The organism is Sphingopyxis sp. DBS4 (assembly GCF_024628865.1).
Classification (GTDB): Bacteria; Pseudomonadota; Alphaproteobacteria; order Sphingomonadales; family Sphingomonadaceae; genus Sphingopyxis.
On the sequence record NZ_CP102384.1, the window covers coordinates 2,447,184 to 2,463,142 of the forward strand.

At 65.8% G+C, this 15,959-nt stretch carries 15 protein-coding genes; 2 read left to right on the top strand and 13 right to left on the bottom strand.

The window, feature by feature from the left end:
* Positions 1–22: 22 nt before the first annotated feature.
* The 4 genes from NP825_RS11665 to NP825_RS11680 form a co-directional block, all read right to left on the bottom strand.
* Positions 23–3,439, bottom strand: a complete 3,417-nt coding sequence (locus NP825_RS11665) for an efflux RND transporter permease subunit (protein ID WP_257543575.1) — start codon at positions 3,437–3,439, stop codon at positions 23–25.
* Between the two features lie 43 nt (positions 3,440–3,482).
* The gene (locus NP825_RS11670) at positions 3,483–4,661 is read right to left on the bottom strand and encodes an efflux RND transporter periplasmic adaptor subunit (protein ID WP_257551388.1); all 1,179 of its coding nucleotides are present in this window, start codon (positions 4,659–4,661) and stop codon (positions 3,483–3,485) included.
* 350 nt (positions 4,662–5,011) lie between these two features.
* Positions 5,012–5,284, bottom strand: a complete 273-nt coding sequence (locus NP825_RS11675) for a GlsB/YeaQ/YmgE family stress response membrane protein (RefSeq protein WP_257543578.1) — start codon at positions 5,282–5,284, stop codon at positions 5,012–5,014.
* A 116-nt stretch (positions 5,285–5,400) separates the two neighbouring features.
* On the bottom strand, positions 5,401–5,667 hold the full coding sequence (locus NP825_RS11680; protein WP_257543580.1) for a GlsB/YeaQ/YmgE family stress response membrane protein: 267 nt from the start codon (positions 5,665–5,667) through the stop codon (positions 5,401–5,403).
* 980 nt (positions 5,668–6,647) lie between these two features.
* On the opposite strand from NP825_RS11680, the gene NP825_RS11685 reads away from it, so the two are divergent.
* Together NP825_RS11685 and NP825_RS11690 are read left to right on the top strand one after the other, a co-directional pair.
* A complete protein-coding gene (locus NP825_RS11685; protein ID WP_257543583.1) occupies positions 6,648–6,932 on the top strand; it encodes a BrnT family toxin in 285 nt (94 codons plus the stop codon).
* Positions 6,933–6,978: 46 nt separating this feature from the next.
* Positions 6,979–7,173: a DNA-binding transcriptional regulator gene (locus NP825_RS11690; protein WP_257543585.1), complete on the top strand. Its 195-nt coding sequence runs from the start codon at positions 6,979–6,981 to the stop codon at positions 7,171–7,173.
* A gap of 3 nt (positions 7,174–7,176) precedes the next feature.
* Here NP825_RS11690 and NP825_RS11695 read toward each other — a convergent pair whose 3' ends face one another.
* From NP825_RS11695 to grxD, 9 genes are all read right to left on the bottom strand, one after another.
* Positions 7,177–7,566, bottom strand: a complete 390-nt coding sequence (locus tag NP825_RS11695; RefSeq protein WP_257543587.1) for a hypothetical protein — start codon at positions 7,564–7,566, stop codon at positions 7,177–7,179.
* A 7-nt stretch (positions 7,567–7,573) separates the two neighbouring features.
* Positions 7,574–8,563, bottom strand: a complete 990-nt coding sequence (gene nadA / locus NP825_RS11700; protein WP_257543589.1) for a quinolinate synthase NadA — start codon at positions 8,561–8,563, stop codon at positions 7,574–7,576.
* Between the two features lie 71 nt (positions 8,564–8,634).
* The gene (locus NP825_RS11705; protein WP_257543591.1) at positions 8,635–9,258 is read right to left on the bottom strand and encodes a DUF4230 domain-containing protein; all 624 of its coding nucleotides are present in this window, start codon (positions 9,256–9,258) and stop codon (positions 8,635–8,637) included.
* Positions 9,255–10,022 (bottom strand): hypothetical protein, encoded by a 768-nt coding sequence (locus NP825_RS11710; RefSeq protein WP_257543593.1) that lies wholly within the window; start codon positions 10,020–10,022, stop codon positions 9,255–9,257. The genes NP825_RS11705 and NP825_RS11710 overlap by 4 nt, the downstream gene beginning before the upstream one ends.
* The gene (locus tag NP825_RS11715) at positions 10,019–10,936 is read right to left on the bottom strand and encodes an MBL fold metallo-hydrolase (RefSeq protein WP_257543595.1); all 918 of its coding nucleotides are present in this window, start codon (positions 10,934–10,936) and stop codon (positions 10,019–10,021) included. Before NP825_RS11715 ends, NP825_RS11710 begins: the two co-directional genes overlap by 4 nt.
* 224 nt (positions 10,937–11,160) lie before the next feature.
* Positions 11,161–12,867 (bottom strand): M56 family metallopeptidase, encoded by a 1,707-nt coding sequence (locus tag NP825_RS11720; RefSeq protein WP_257543597.1) that lies wholly within the window; start codon positions 12,865–12,867, stop codon positions 11,161–11,163.
* Complete coding sequence (locus NP825_RS11725) at positions 12,864–13,232, bottom strand: BlaI/MecI/CopY family transcriptional regulator (RefSeq protein WP_257543599.1); 369 nt, start codon at positions 13,230–13,232, stop codon at positions 12,864–12,866. Before NP825_RS11725 ends, NP825_RS11720 begins: the two co-directional genes overlap by 4 nt.
* Before the next feature lie 352 nt (positions 13,233–13,584).
* Positions 13,585–15,309, bottom strand: a complete 1,725-nt coding sequence (locus tag NP825_RS11730) for a cytochrome c biogenesis protein DipZ (protein ID WP_257543601.1) — start codon at positions 15,307–15,309, stop codon at positions 13,585–13,587.
* 278 nt (positions 15,310–15,587) lie between these two features.
* Complete coding sequence (gene grxD, locus NP825_RS11735) at positions 15,588–15,920, bottom strand: Grx4 family monothiol glutaredoxin (protein ID WP_257543603.1); 333 nt, start codon at positions 15,918–15,920, stop codon at positions 15,588–15,590.
* Between the last annotated feature and the right edge of the window lie 39 nt (positions 15,921–15,959).

Sequence of the window (15,959 nt, forward strand, 5' to 3'; positions counted from 1 at the left end):
CCGTATCGGTTCGGGTCTTCCCTTACTCCGCCGCGTGCGGCGCCGGGGCGGCGTGCGGCTTCGTATCGTCGCCCTTCCGGTAGGTCAGGAGATTGCTGGAGAAGAAGCGGCCGAGGCGCTTTTCGATGCTGTCGGCGAGGCTGAAGCCCGCGGGAACGATCAGCAAAGTGAGCAGCGTCGACAGCGTCAGGCCGCCGATCACGACGACGCCCATCGGCGCGCGCCATGCGCCGTCGCCCGACAGCGACAGCGCGGTCGGCACCATGCCCGCGACCATCGCGACCGTGGTCATGACGATCGGCTGCGCGCGCTTGCGGCCCGCATCGAGCAGGGCCTCGGTCTTGCCGATGCCCTTGTCCATCTCCTCGATCGCGAAATCGACGAGCAGGATCGAATTCTTCGCGACGATTCCGAGCAGCATCAGCAAGCCGATATAGACGGGCATCGAGATTTCCATGCCGGTAATCAGCAGGCCGAGCAGGCCGCCGAGCGGCGCCAGCAGCAGCGACGACATATTGACCAGCGGCGACAGGAAACGGCGATAGAGCAGCACCAGCGTCGAGAAGACGAGCAGCAGCCCCGATACCACCGCAATGGTGAAGTTGATCGTGAGTTCCTGCTGCATCTTCGCCTCGCCCTGCAGGATCTTGCGCACCCCCTGCGGCATGTTCTTCACCGCGGGCAGCGCATCGATCTTCGTCTGCGCCTGGCCGGTGACGAGACCGGGGGCAAGGTCGGCGCCGATCACGATGCGCCGCGTCTGGTTATAGCGGCGCAGCTCGGTCGGACCGGCACCGAAGCCGATTTCGGCCACCGATTTGAGCGGCACGGTGGTGCCGCTCGACGTCGGCACAGGCAGGTTCTCGATCGTCGCGAGGCTGCGGCGCGAATCTTCGGAGAGCAGCACACGGATCGGGATCTGGCGGTCGGAGAGCGAGAATTTGGCCACATTCTGGTCGATATCGCCCAGCGTCGCGATGCGGATCGTCTGGCTGAGCGCCGCCGTGGTGACGCCGAGTTCGGCGGCCAGGTCCATGCGCGGATTGACGATGATCTCGGGCCGCGGAATGTCGCCCTCGATGCGCGGCGAACGGATTTCCTTGAGCTTGCTCATCTCCGCCACGATCTTCAGCGCGTGTTTTTCGAGCAGCGCCGGGTCATCGCCGCCGATCACCATCGTGATGTCACGGCCCGAAAAGCCACCCGACTGGCTCTGGAAAGTCACGCGCGCATCGGGAATGGCGGTCAGCTTGGGCTGCAACCCGCGTTCCCAATCGACGCTGCTGACGTCGCGGTGTTTCTTGAGCGTGATGAAGGCGTTACCGCCGCCCACCTCGACATCGTAAAAGGCCTTTTCGACCACCGGATTATTGTCGAGGATCTGCCCGATCTGGCGGGCGATATGCTCGCTCTGCGCCAGCGTCGATCCCGGCGGCAGCTCATATTTTACCTGGCTGAAATCGCCGTTCGTCGTCGGCTGGAACTGCTGCGGCAGCGTCGCGAACAGGACGATGCTCATCACGAAGGCGGCGAAGCCGATGCCGACGATCCACACCCGATGGTCGGAAAGCCGCGCCCGGGCGCGCCGCGTCATGAAGGCGGCCCAGCGGGTAAAGGCCCACCGGCGCATCCCCATCGCGTAAGCGACACCGCCCACGACGATCTGGAGCAACCCGACGACCAGATAGGCCATGACAATCGTCAGCGGCGTTTTCAGCAGGAAATGCAGCGCCGGATTGGGGCCGTCCTGGCCGACGGGAACCGGCTGGTAATAGCTTATCACCATTGCAAGCCCCGCGAGCGCCGCCGCCGCCAGCGGCACGGACAGAAAGGCGAGCCGCGTCGGCACCTCCTCATAGCGCGCGCGCACCGCGCGATGCTTCGAATGATCGAGCGTCCAGGCAAGGATGCGCTCATAGCGGTCGACCCATGGCCCCCCGGCATGCTCGGCCTCGCCCTGCGCCGACAGGAAATAGGCGGCGATCATCGGCGTGATCATGCGCGCGACCGCCAGGCTGACCAGCACCGCGAAGACGACGGTCAGGCCGAACTGGATGAAGAACTGGCCCGAAACACCGGGCATCAACGCAACCGGCAGAAAGACCGAGACGATCGACATCGTCGTCGCGACGACCGCGAGACCGATCTCGTCGGCGGCGTCGATCGCCGCCTGATAGGCGGTCTTGCCCATGCGCATATGTCGGACGATATTCTCGATCTCGACGATCGCATCGTCGACGAGCACCCCCGCGACCAGACTGAGCGCCAGCAAAGACAGGCCGTTCAGCGAAAAGCCCATCAGATCCATGAACCAGAAAGTCGGGATCGCCGACAGCGGGATCGCCAGCGCGCTGATCAGCGTCGCGCGCCAGTCGCGCAGGAACAGGAAGACGACGACGACGGCCAGCACCGCGCCCTCGATCATCGCCGCCATCGAAGTGCGATATTGCTCCTTCGTGTCTTCGGTGCGCGTGAAGAGCGTGTTGAAACTGACCTTCGGGTTGTTCTTCTTGATCTCCGCGAGTTTCTTGACCGCTTCGTCGTGGACGGTGACATCCGACGCGCCCTTCGCCTTTTCGATCGAGAAGGCCAGCACCTGCTTGCCGCGAATCTTGGCGAGATTGCGCTGCTCGGCATAGCCGTCGGTCACCTTGGCGACATCGGTCAGCCGAATCGTCCGCCCGTTGCCGATCGAGATCCGCGTTTCGCCGAGTTGAAAGGCGTTCGCAGCGTTGCCGAGCACGCGGATCGCCTGTTCGGCCCCTGCGATTTCGGTGCGGCCGCCGGCGGCGTTGACGTTCACCTGGCGAAGCTGCTGGTTCACCTGGCTGGCGGTCAGGCCATAGCTTTGCATCCGCGCGGGATCGAGGACGACGCGGATTTCGCGATCGACGCCGCCCGACCGACTGACCTTCGCCATGCCGGGGATCGAGAGCAGTTCCTTGGCGACGGTATTGTCGACGAACCAGCTAAGCTGTTCGAGCGTCATGTCGGTCGCCTCGACCGCGAAATAGGTGATCGGCCCGCCCGCGACGTCGACGCGCGCGACCTGCGGTTCGAGAATGCCGTCGGGCAGGTCGCTGCGGATCTGCTGAACCGCCTGATTGACGTCGTTGTAGGCGCGATCGATCGGCGTTCCGATCGCGAACTGGACGAAGGTGCGGCTGTTGCCCTCACCGACATAGGACGACATTTCATCGACGCCGCTGACACTACGGATCGCGGCTTCGACGCGCTGGGTCACCTGCGTCTCGAGCTCGGACGGTGCCGCGCCCGGCTGCATGACGACCACCTGCACCGCCGGGAATTCGACGTCGGGCTGTTGGTTCACGTCCATCCGGTTGAAGCTGACGATGCCCGCGAGCAGCAGCAGGACGAACAGCACGACAGGCGGCACCGGATTGCGGATGCACCAGGCGGAAATGTTGCGAAAGCTCATGATTCAAACGCCTTTTGCGCGCGCTGTCCGGACGCGATCGATATTATTGCGACGATTTCTGCACCACCGGCTTGACCTTGTCGCCGGGGTTGAGGAAGGCGCCCGCCAGCACGACGACCTTTTCGGTGCCGGTCAGGCCCGAGGCGATCGACACGCCGCCGTCGGTGACCGTGCCGACCTTGACCGGGCGGCGCTGGATCTGATTCCTGTCGTCGACGATCAGCACGAAATTGCCTTCGGGGCCGCTTTGCACCGCGCTTTCGGGAAGGAGCGGCGCCTGTTCGGTGCCCGCCACCAGCCGCGCATCGGCAAAGCCGCCGGGGCGCAGCGCGCTGCTATAGGGAACCGCAATGCGCACCGTGCCCTGCCGCGTGTCCATGTTGACGATCGGCGAGACCTGCCACACCTGACCCGCGATCTTCAGCGCGGTGCCGACGGGGGTCACCGTCGCGCGGGTGCCGACCTTGACGCGTTGAAGATCGGCCTCGGCAAGCTGCGCCAGCATTTCCATCTCGCCGCCTTTCGCCATGCGGAACAGGACGCCGCTGCCCGCACCGACGACCTGCCCCGGTTCGACCTGGCGCGTCAGCACCAGCCCCGCCGCGGGCGCGACGATGTTGAGCCGGCCGTTGCGCGCAACCGCCTCCTGATATTGCGCCTGCGCGACGCGGACGCGCGCATTCGCCGAATCGCGGGTCGCGCGCTTGCGGTCGAGATCGGCCTTCGAGATGAAGCCGCGGCCGACCAGCGCCTGCGCGCGGTCGAGCTCCGACTGCGCGATATCGGCATCGGCCTGCGCGACCTTGATCGAGGCGGCAAGGCTCGCCGCCTGCTGCGCCTGCACCGACCGGTCGATGACGGCGAGCGTCTGTCCGGCGCCGACCCACTGGCCGGGCTCGACGAGCACGCGAACCACCTGCCCTCCTTCGCCCGCGATGCCGACCGGCATCTCGCGCCGCGCCGCGATCGTGCCGTTGACCGAGATCGCCGCAACCACCGGCACGCGGCCCGGAACCAGGACCGTCACATTGGGGATGGTCTGCGCGCCGGCTCCCCCGGCACCGTCCGCCGATGCCGCACCGCCGCCCTTCGCACTCGAAAAGGCGAACCAGGTCGCAGCGAGCGCGAGCGCGATGAGCACGACGCCGATGATCAGCCGCGTCCGCTTGCGGCGGTTGTCCGCCTCTTCGTAATAGCTTTGCGTCCCCGCCAGGCTGTCCATCGAATCCACTTTCCGTTCGTAGTTCACGCCACGTCCCCTCCGCCGCCCGCGACCGCCGGTCGCGCGTCGCCGTCGGCAAAGCGCCCGGCCCGCGGGGGCAGGATATCCTCTGAAGGTGTGTTATCCTATTAAATCACCGCGTGCAAGAGGCCAAAGATTGCCGCTTCTCCGTCCCCCCAAGGAGCCGCCCCATCCCCTCAGGGAACAGCGCAATAAGGAAGCCTGCCCATGATTTCCAGTGCTTGTGCGATGACAATGGGGGCGGCCGACCCGGGTCGACCGCCCCCATTTCAGCCGGTTCCGATCCGGACCGGATCGGGACACCAGCTTTGGTCAGAGCGCGCCTTGCGTCAGCGCACCCGGCCGCGCCGGAACAGGTTGATGACGGCGAGCAAGATGATCGCGCCGATGAAGGCGGTCACCAGCGTTCGCCAGTCGAACGCATCGCCGCGCAGATGACCGCCGCCGAGAAAACCGCCGAGCAGCACCCGGCCGAGGATCGAGCCGATACAGCCGACGATGATGTTGAGGAAGATGCCTTGCTGGGCATCGGTGCGCATCACGATGCTGGCGAGCCAGCCGATGATGCCGCCCATGACGAGTGCGATAATGAAATCAATCATGTTCTGACCCCCTACGATCATTATGGTGCCTGATGGAACAGGCGGGTCGATGCTAACCTAAATATCTGCAATCGCCTAGCGAAATGGCGGCGCGCGCGCGGCGGGCATCGGCGCGCTCAACGAACGCGGCCGCGCCGGACAAGATTGATGGCGGCAAGCAGCACGAGCGCCCCGACGAAGGCCCAGAGCAGCCCGATCGTGTCGAAGCTTGCAAGGCTGGCTCCCTTGTCGAAGAGATTGCCCAGAAAACTGCCGAGGAACGCGCCGCCGACACCGACGACGATGTTGAGGAAAATGCCCTGTTGCGCGTCGGTTCGCATGACGATGCTCGCCAGCCAGCCGATGACGCCGCCAACGATCAGGATGACGATGAGTCCGCTCATGACCCTCCCTCTCGCGAGCCGGGCGGAGATGCGCCCGCCGCTCGGCGATGGAAGAATAATGCGAGAATGGGCAGAAAGGTTCCCGGCCGCCTCCCCGAAGGGCGCGGCCGGGACAGGGGGATCAGTTCCGGTCGGGGAACTGCTCCGGGTCGCAACGACGGCGATAGGCGGCCGTCGCCGGGCGCGATGTGATCGCCGTCACAGGCGGACGATATTCGAAGAAGAGATGTCGCGAACGGATGCGGAACCCGATGACCGGCATCGTCTTTGCGAGCGGAGCGGATTTGCAAGCGAAGCGGAACGGGCCCGTGTCGACGCGCTCGACGAAAGACGGCCCCCGCGCGAGGCGCATGCGAAATGGGGGCCGGCATCGCTGCCAGCCCCCACTATCCGTTTTCGTTCCCGCACCGCGCTCCGCGTCAAGGCGTTCCGCTCGTCTTTCGACCAGCGATCACACCGAGGCGTCGCAACCGGCACCGAACCGATCCGGCGATGGTTCGGTCGGCCCCCTTTCGGGGGCCGGCCTCACCTGGAAAGCCCTTCATCATCTTGTCCGAGCCTCTGCCGAAGCAGTCGCTCTTCCGAAGCGATGGACTGCATTTCCTGTCCGATCGGGTCCGCCTCAACTCGTGGGAATCGCTGCGTTCCGTGACCGGGTACCGGTCGATGTCCTCGTCGGTTCTGCCCGTTTCCGTCCGGCTGGTCTTGCAACCACCCTTTGGGTTTCGGCGATCCGGCGTCTCTGTCGTCCGATGATTGGAAGCTGTCACGAACCGGCCGGACCGCCAACAGAAAAAGCACGCAAAAGCCCCGCAAACCTTCCGCGCTTGTGGATAAGTCCGGCATTAGCAACAAGCGGATTCGCTGCAGCATTTTTGTAACAGCACCGCAGCATTTTTGGATTCAATTGCTGCATCGCATCATGCAAATCACGACTGCGACTCGCTTGCGCATACTATGTGAAACACATATATTGCAGCATGGACGTTGAATATGACGCCGACAAGGACAGCATAAACCGGTTCAAGCATCGGCTGCCCTTGGCTTTCGGCGAACGGATATTCGCCGACCCCGATCATGTGATCGTGCCGACGATCCGAATCGGCGATGAAGAGGAACGCTACAAGGCTATCGGACTGGTGAGCGGCAAACTGTACACCGCCGTCCACGTCTGGCGCGGCCATGTGGTGAGAATGATTTCAGTCAGGCGGAGCAATGCACGTGAACAAAGAGACTATGATAGCGATACCGGCGGACCCGAATGATCCCGAAGACCGGGACGTTTCCGTCGCCGGCCTGGAACGCGGCCTGATGGGCCGCCGCATCCGGATGCTCCGCAACCGGCTCGGCATGAGTCAGGAGGAGTTCGCGCGTGCCTATGGCATCCCGGTCACCAGCATCCGTCAATATGAGATCGGCCGCCACATGCCGCCTCCGGCGGTGCGCGCCTATCTCAAGGTGATCGCGGCGGAGCCAGAGCGGGCGAAGCGGGCCGTGGCGGGGTAATCCTTATGGAAGTTGCGCTTCCAGACGAATGTGACCGATTGCCTGATCCAGAAATACGACCCGCCAGCGTTTGCCGCCTTTCTCCGAGGGTATCCACAATTGGGCATCCTCGTAGCTGACGCCAGGTTCGCCACTGATCAATATGGCATCAATCCATCCCTCAAAATCGTTCAGCGCTCGTTGCGCATGCACGATGCGTTTCCTGTTTCCGGACTTCTCGCTCCAAATATCGACCGACGATTTATGTAGCCTGGTGTCATAGGACAGTTCGTCCCAGTTCATCCGCCGCTTCCAAATCGTGATGCACACGCCGGTAGCGTTTTGAGCGCTCCAGTCCTGCCGAACATTCTCCAGCTTGTAACCGAATTCTTCAAAAGCGGACGAATATTGCATCAGATCGTCACGCCCGCCCCAGATCGCCCTTGCCCACCGTCCCCGACGCCATTTCGAGCATCCGGTCGAGGCTCTTCTTTGCGGCGACACGGAGCTCTTCGTCCATCTCGATCCGCGGCTGAAGATCGCGCAGCGCGAGGTAGAGTTTTTCCATCGTGTTGAGCGCCATATAGGGGCAGATGTTGCAGTTGCAGTTGCCGTCCGCGCCCGGTGCGCCGATGAAGGTCTTCTCGGGCAGCGCCAGTTCCATCTGGTGGATGATGTGCGGTTCCGTCGCGACGATCAGCGTGTCGCCGGGAAAGCTCTTCGCGAATTGCAGGATACCGCTCGTCGACCCGACATAGTCGGCATGGTCGATGATGTGCGGCGGGCATTCGGGGTGCGCCGCGACCGGTGCGTCCGGATGCTGCGCCTTGAGTTTCAGCAGCTCGGTCTCGCTGAACGCCTCGTGGACGATGCAGACGCCGGGCCAGAGCAGCATCTCGCGCCCGAACTTGCGGTTGAGATAGCCGCCGAGGTGACGGTCGGGGCCGAAGATGATCTTCTGCTCGGGCGGGATCTGGCTGATGATCGTCTCGGCGCTCGACGAGGTGACGATGACATCGCTCAGCGCCTTCACCGCCGCCGAGCAGTTGATGTAAGTCAGCGCGATATGATCGGGGTGCGCGGCGCGGAAGCGCTTGAACTGCTCGGGCGGGCAACTGTCCTCGAGGCTGCACCCCGCGTCCATGTCGGGCAACACGACGATCTTTTCCGGCGACAATATCTTCGCGGTTTCGGCCATGAACTTGACGCCGCAAAAGGCGATGACGTCGGCGTCGGTATCCGCCGCCTTGCGCGACAACTCCAGCGAATCGCCGACGAAATCGGCGAGATCCTGAATTTCGGGCTTTTGATAATAATGCGCGAGGATGACGGCGTTGCGCTCCTTGCGGAGGCGGTCGATTTCGGCGCGCAGGTCTAGGCCCGAGAGATTCTCGCGGATGGGAGCAGTCATGGCTTTTCCTTATATGGTCCTTGCCGTGGCGTCGCCCTACACCGCGACCGGCGGCAGGGCAATTCGCTGCGTCATTGGACGAAGCGCGCGGTCACCCTGGCATCGATCCCCGCGGCTTTCAGCGGCATCGCGAAGCTCTGCTCGACCGCCGCACGCGCGGCATTCTGCGCAAGCCGCATCGGCGTCGCCCCCTTCGCCTGCTTGATCAGTTCCTCCTGCGCCGCCTTGCGGTTCGCGGCGTCGAGGGTCTTTTCGGCGTCGGTGAGCGTCAGCAGGATCACGCCGTCGCGATATTCGCTGATCGCATCGATATCGATCTCCGGCCCCGCGAGCCGCAGCGGCGGCAGCGTTACCGTCAGCGCATTCGCGCTGCCGTCCCAGTCGAGGTCGGACTGCGCGAGGCGGCCGAGGTCGAGCTCGTAGCGGACGATGCCCGGCATGATCAGCGTCTTCTTCGCCTCCAGCCCGAGCCGCGACTGCGTCGAGGTCACCACCGCGACATAGCGCGCGGTGAAGGGCACGAGGACATTCTGCTCGCGCAGCCCCTGCAGGCTGGCCGCGACGACGGTCTCGGGATCATAGCCGCGTTGCCAGTCGCGCCAGGCGGACACCGCCCACCACGCCGCGAGCGCGAACAGCGCCGCCGCGGCGAGCAGGATAAGGCGGGGAAGCAGACGGGGTGCGGTCCGGGTCATGGGACGGTGTAATCCGAACAATCGGGCAAGGGCCGATCGGGTTCGTAGCGCGCAGTCGCGGCATCGTAGCGCAGCACCCGGTCATAGGTGCAGGCGGGATCCTCCGCGCGCACGAGGTCGGCGCGCTTCAGCTTCGTGCCGCTGTTGTCGTCCGACCGGCGCGACGTGCGCGGAAAGGCGGTCGCGACGGTGCGATAGGTCAGCGAAGGGAAGACGGCATCGCCGGGGGAAGCGGCGGTGGTCAGCCCCGCGCCGAACTCATATTCGTCGTGGCAGGCCTCCATCCGGTCCTTCATATCGGCTTCGGAAAAGCAGGCGCGGATCATCAGCGAACCGTCCCACGGCAATTCGATCGCCTCACCCCCCAGTCGCACCGCACCCGGCGCCGCGCTGAGTTCGAGCAGGTGAAGCTGCGAGGCCGAACCGCCGCCCCCCGAATACATGCTCGTCTGCCCGCTGAGAACACCGACAAGGTAGCGCGGCGCGCCGCCTTCGTCCTTGCCCCGGATCAGCATGGGCCAAAGCGCAACCGTTTCCGCCGCGGCAAATTCGGGCAGCGGCAGCGAAGCCGGCGCGGAACCGGGCGATACGACGCGCAGCACGGCCTCGCTCGCATCGCCGCCGTCGACCGGCGGAACCTCCAGGCACAGGCTGTGGTCGGGCAGGCATCGGCTCGCCCCCTCGCCAGCCACCAGCGCGACGACCGGGTCGGACGCGGGCGCGGTGGTTCCCGCGGCAGCAGCCAGAATCAGCGACAATATCATGCAAGCTCCCATTGCTCTTCGCGGGCGCGGACGATTCCCCGCGCCTTCAGGTCGAGCAGGTGCGCCAGCACCGAACGGCCGGCCGCACCCGTCAGGCGCGGATCAAGTCCCTTGTACATATGGCTGACCATGACCGGGATCACAGCCGCCCCTTTTTCGAGTTCGCGCAAGATCTGCCGTTCGCGCTGGCGGCGATGACCGAGCATCCCGCGCACGAGCTGCCGGGGCTTGCTCACCGCGGGGCCGTGCGCGGGATAATAGACGCGGTCGTCGCGGTCATAGAGCTTTTGCAGGCTCGCCATATAGGCCGCCATGTCGCCGTCGGGCGGACTGACGACGCTGGTCGACCAGGCCATGACATGGTCGCCGGTGAACACGGCGCCGCTCTCGGCCAGGGCGAAACAGAGGTGGTTCGACGTGTGCCCCGGCGTCGCGACCGCTTCGAGCGTCCAGCCGTCGCCCGACACCCGTTCGCCGTCGGCGAGCACGCGGTCGGGGGCATAGGTCGGATCGAAGGCAGAGTCGGCGCGCGGGCCGTCGTCCGAAAGCGCGAGCGGCGCGCAGCCTATGATCAGCGCGCCGGTCGCTTCCTTGAGCGGCGCGGCGGCGGGGCTATGGTCGCGGTGCGTATGGGTGCAGAGGATCGCGGCGATGCGCTGCCCCTCCGTGGCGCGCAGGATCGCGTCGACATGCCCCGCGCCGTTGGCGTCGGGCGGATCGCCGATGCTCATCCCCGACCCCGTCGGGCCGGGATCGATCACCGCGACGTCGCGGCCTGCACCGACGATCCAGGTCTGGGTGCCGGTGAAGGTATAGGGCGACGGATTGGGCGCGAGCACGCGGCGCACCAGCGGTTCGTGCTGCTCGCACTCGCCGGCGCGGATCGTATCGGGCCAAGGCTTGTCTTCGCTCATCCGCCCCATGTGGCATCGCGCCCGGCAAAGGAAAAGAGCGCGAGGGCGAAAAAGCGCCGGTCCGAGAGCGGCCTGCGAAGTCATTTAGGTCATAAAATGTCGAGGACGAGAGAAAGGGAGCGGTCCATCCCGCTCCCTTTCCCCGCCCCTGCCGCGACCCTACCGGGGACGAGGGTCGGCGGCGAAGCTGGCGGGCCGCGAGCGCCGGCTCGCGGCCCGATTCCCTATTGGTCCGCTTTCTCCGTCTCGGCGATTGCCCCGTCGAGATCGGCGGCGACCTTGGCGCGCATACTCTCCGAAAGCGACCGTGCCGTCTCGCCGCGCGCGAAGCTGTCGCGCGCCTTGCGGAGCGCCGAAAGCCGCGCTGCCCGGCTCTCTGCCGTATCGCCGCAGCGAATCATCACCACCCGGCTGTGCTTGCCGCCGTCCGTCTCGTCGCGGTTGACGATCGGCGCCACGTCCGCGCCGTTGCCGCAATGCGCGACGGCCAGCGCCCGGCCATCGCTTGCGGTCCAGCTGCTCGCGGGCATCGGGGGCATGGGCGGCATCGGAGGCAGCGCGAAGGCGGTCGTGAAGCGCGCCTTGCGCTTCGCCTCGAGCCTGTCGGCGATCGCGTCGGCCTGCGCGCCGGTGACGCCCTGTTCCTTCAACGTCGCGATGACGTCCTCGCGCGACAGGCTGCCCGGCATCGAAAATTCCACGCGGCGCGCGCTAGGCGCTGTGCCGTCGCTCGTTTCGCTGCGCTCGCGGATCACGACGCGATGCACCTCGCGCTTCTTGCCGTCGCTGGCCGCATCCTGCCCATCCTGCTGTGAGGTAAAGATTATCACGCCATGTCCCTCGGGCACGGCGGGTGCTTCGGGTGGCAACGGCGCCTCGGGCGGCAGCGGGGCGTCAGGGACAGCAGGCGGCGCGGGCGGCTCCGGCGGCGCGGGAATGTCCGCTTCCTGCGTTCCGGCCCGGGCGATACCAGCGGGCACCAGCGTCGCGGTCGCCGCGAGCACGGCAAGCGTCGCGCCGCCGACCAGCAACTTGCCGACCAGACCGCGCTTTTTCGAAATATCGTCTCTCGTGAGCATCGTCAGCCTCTCCTGCAAATTGTCGTGAACTGCCATCGGCGCCGCCAGTGACAGCCGCGAGCCGACCGCCGCCTTGGCGATCGCGGTTGCATAGCGCGCGGTGCGGAGGCCCCGCGGAGCGTCGTCGGCCATCGTCAGCACGCGCGCGTCGCACGCCGCCTCCTGATCAAAGCGGAAAGCGCGGATCGCCCGCCAGGCCAGGGGATTGAACCATTGCGCCGCGAGCAGCAGCAGCGCACCGGCGTTGGCCCAAAGGTCGCCGTGGCGATGATGCGCCAGTTCGTGATCGATCGCGAGCGCCCGTTCCTCGGCGACATAGCGCGCGAAGAAATCCTGCGGCACCGCGACGAAGCGCCGCCACAGGCCAAAGGCGACCGGGCCGTCGACCGCCCCCGTCATGATCAGCCGGATGGTGCCGAGCGGCTCGAGTTCGACCGCCCCGTCCAGCACCGCGTCCCGAAAGCGCCGATGCGCCGCCCAGGCCGAAATCAGCACGAAGAGAGCGCCAATTGCCCACAGGATGAAAATCAACGGCAGCGCGTCGGCAAGCGCCCAGGTGGAACCCGAGGGGGCGACCGCCACAGCGGGCGTTCCCGCCGCACGGGCCGCTTCGACCATCTCGATCAGCACCACATCGGCCGGAACCGTCGGCGTCGCCGCAACCGTCACCGGGTCGGCGAAGGGCAGCGGCGGCAGGATCAACCGCAATGCCGGCACCAGCCAAAGCGCATAGGTCAGATGCGGCCCGAAATGCCGCGCAAAGGGCTTGCGGATCAGCAGCACCGTCAGGATGAGTAGCGCGGTGGCGATCATCGTGTCGCCCCACGCCTGAAGGATCATCGCGCCGCTCATGACTTGAGTTTCCGCAGCAAGGCCTCGATCTCGGCGATGTCAGTGTCCGACAAGGCCTCACGTTCGGCGAGATGCGCGATCAGCGGGCTGACGCGGCCGCCGAACAGGCGGTCGACGAAGCGCTGCGATTCCTCGCCGACCGCTTCGGCGCGGTCGATCGCGGGGCGATAGAGATAGCGGCGCCCATCGGCCTCGGCCGTCACCGCGCCTTTCTGGACGAGCCGCGCGAGCAAGGTCTTGACCGTCGCTTGCGTCCATCCGTTGATCGTGCCGATCCGCCGGGTCAGGTCGGCGGCGGTCTGCGGGGCTTCGTCCCACAGCGCCGACAGCACCTGCATCTCCGACTCGCTTGCTCGCTCCGCCATATCGGAACCCCTCCCTTGCTGGCGCCTGTTCGCAATACGACTACAAGTGTAGTCATTCGGCTGAACGCCGGCTGAACGAAGCAAACGCTTATGTGTCGGGTTTTTTGACACCCCCATCCATCGGTAAGATATCGCTAACCAGCGTCTCGCGCCCGAAACGGCGAAGGCGGCGAATTGGCACGGGGCTTGTATGGTATCGGATGTTCCCGAGTGTTCCGCTCAATGGAGCGGTGGGGGGTATCGGTCTGGTCCCTGATGCCCCCTGCCCCCACCGGGACAACCCCACTTACCCCCGAAGCAGACGGGGGGCGGAGCGGCCGTCAGGCCCCGCCCCCCGGACGCTCTTCCGCCATCAGCCAAAAGTGAAGGCGAAGGCCTGAACGCCGGGGTCCAGAAATTCGATCTGGAAGGTCCGGTCCCGTGGCGCCTGCTGGCGCACGAGTTGATAGAGCCGCTGCCCGGTCACCACGCCATTCCCCTGCGCATCGGTGTCGAGACCGTGATCAGCGCCCGGCGCCTTGCCGTCGATCGTCACTCGAAACCGCACCGGCTTCTTCGCATCGGCGGCGCCGAGAACGAGGTGCAGATCGCGGCCGCGAAAGCGGAAGGCGATGCGCGCACCGGATGCGGCCGACACCGCATGTTCGCCGCCGACGATCCACGCGCCGCCGAGCGCCCAGTCGTTGCGCTTCGCGAGCATGGGTAGCGCATAATCATGCCGCGCATCGCGCGCGAACCCGCCCGGCGAAACGAAATTCGCGGCGCGGGCGTAACCGACATAGGTTTCGGGCGAACGGTCCTTGCGCGAGCTTTCGGCCTCGCCGACGCCGGTCGCAGCGACCTCGACCGCGTCCATCGTGCCGACCGCACCGCCGTTTTCGGCGATCAGCCGCTGGATGATCCGTTCGGACTCGGCATAACGGCCTTCGCCGAAGCGCGCCGTGCGAATATGCCCCTTGGCGTCGATGAAATAATGCGCGGGCCAATATTTATTGTCGAAGCCGCGCCAGATCGCATAGCGATTGTCGAGCGCGACCGGGTAAGTGATGCCAAGGTCGGCGATCGCCTTGCGCACATTGGCGGGGTCGCGCTCGAAGGCGAATTCGGGGGTATGGACCCCGATCACCACCAGCCCCTTGTCGCGATATTTCGCCTCCCAAGCCTTCACATAGGGCAGCGTCCGGAGGCAGTTGATGCACGAATAGGTCCAGAAATCGATCAGCACGACCTTGCCGCGCAGTTCCTCGGCAGCGAGCGGCGGCGAATTGAGCCAGCCTGTTGCGCCCGCGAGCGACGGGAACACTCCCTTGTCGGCCAGCATATCGTCGCCGGGCATCGCCTTCGGCATCGCGCCGTCGGGGTGCAGCCGGTCGAGCAGCGACTGTTCGAAGCGCGCGGTGCTCGCGAGCGACAGGCGCGTGAGCAGCCCGGTATCGAGGCCGAGGCCGATCGCGACCACCCCCGCCAGCACCGCCGCGCCTAGCCCCCGGCGCAGCCATTCGCTGGCGCGGATCGAGCGCTTCATCGCCGCGAACACCCGTCCGCCGACGAGCAGCGCCAGCGCAAGCGAGGTCGCCGCACCGAGCGCATAGGCGAGCAGCAGCAGCGACGTCGCGGCGCTCGCGCCGTTCAGCGCAGCGCCGGTCAGCAGCAACCCGAGCACCGGCCCCGCGCACGGCGCCCAGAGCAATCCGGTCGCAAACCCCAGCAGCAGCGAGGAGAGGAAGGTCGAGCGCGCTGAACCCGCGGCGTTCTGCGACAACCGGGCGCCGAGCGCGACTAGCGGCCGCGTCGCGCGGTCGGCAAGCGACGGAAAGAGCAGCAGCAGCCCGAACAAGCCGAGAATGACGAGCGCGGCGATGCGCCCGTATGCATTCGCCTGCACGACCCAGCCGCCGCCCACCACCGCCAGCGTCGCGACCCCCGCAAAAGTGATCGCCATCCCGATCAGGAGGGGCAAGCCGCTGCGCACGAAGGGCTGATCGGCGCGCGCGAAGACGAAAGGCAGCACCGGCAGGATGCACGGGCTGACGATGGTCAGCGCGCCGCCGAGATAGGCCAGTAGGAAAAGGATCACGCGCCACGCCTCACATGCTTCGACCGGAGATATGTTCCAGATACGAAGCCGGGCGTCGAGACGTTACAATCGACGCCGTCGCCCCCGCGCAGGCGGGGGCCGCTGGCGGCATGGCGCCGCCCATTTTGGAATCGTCATTGCGAGCGCAGCGAAGCAATCCAGAATGTGCGTAAACCGCTCTGGATTGCTTCGCTGCGCTCGCAATGACGAAGGATGCCAATCACATTTGGCTAAAGCTTCCAGCGGCCCCCGCCTGCGCGGGGGCGACGGGATGAGTTCTACTCCGCCCGCGTCGGAACGCCGTCCATCAACTGGTGCAGTTCGCCGGCTTCCCACATCTCCATCATGATGTCGCTGCCGCCGATGAATTCGCCCTTCACATAGAGCTGGGGGATCGTCGGCCAGTCGGAAAATTCCTTGATCCCCTGACGGACCTCCATGTCCTGCAGCACATCGACGGTGTCATATTCGATGCCGAGCCGGTCGAGCATCGCGATCGCGCGCGACGAAAAGCCGCATTGGGGAAACAGCGGCGTGCCCTTCATGAACAGCAGGACGGGGTGGTCGGCGACCAGCTTGGCAATGCGGTCGTGCGTGGCGGGGTCGCTCATATCAAGTCTCCGGTGGCGCGGGTGCGCCGAAAAGGGTTC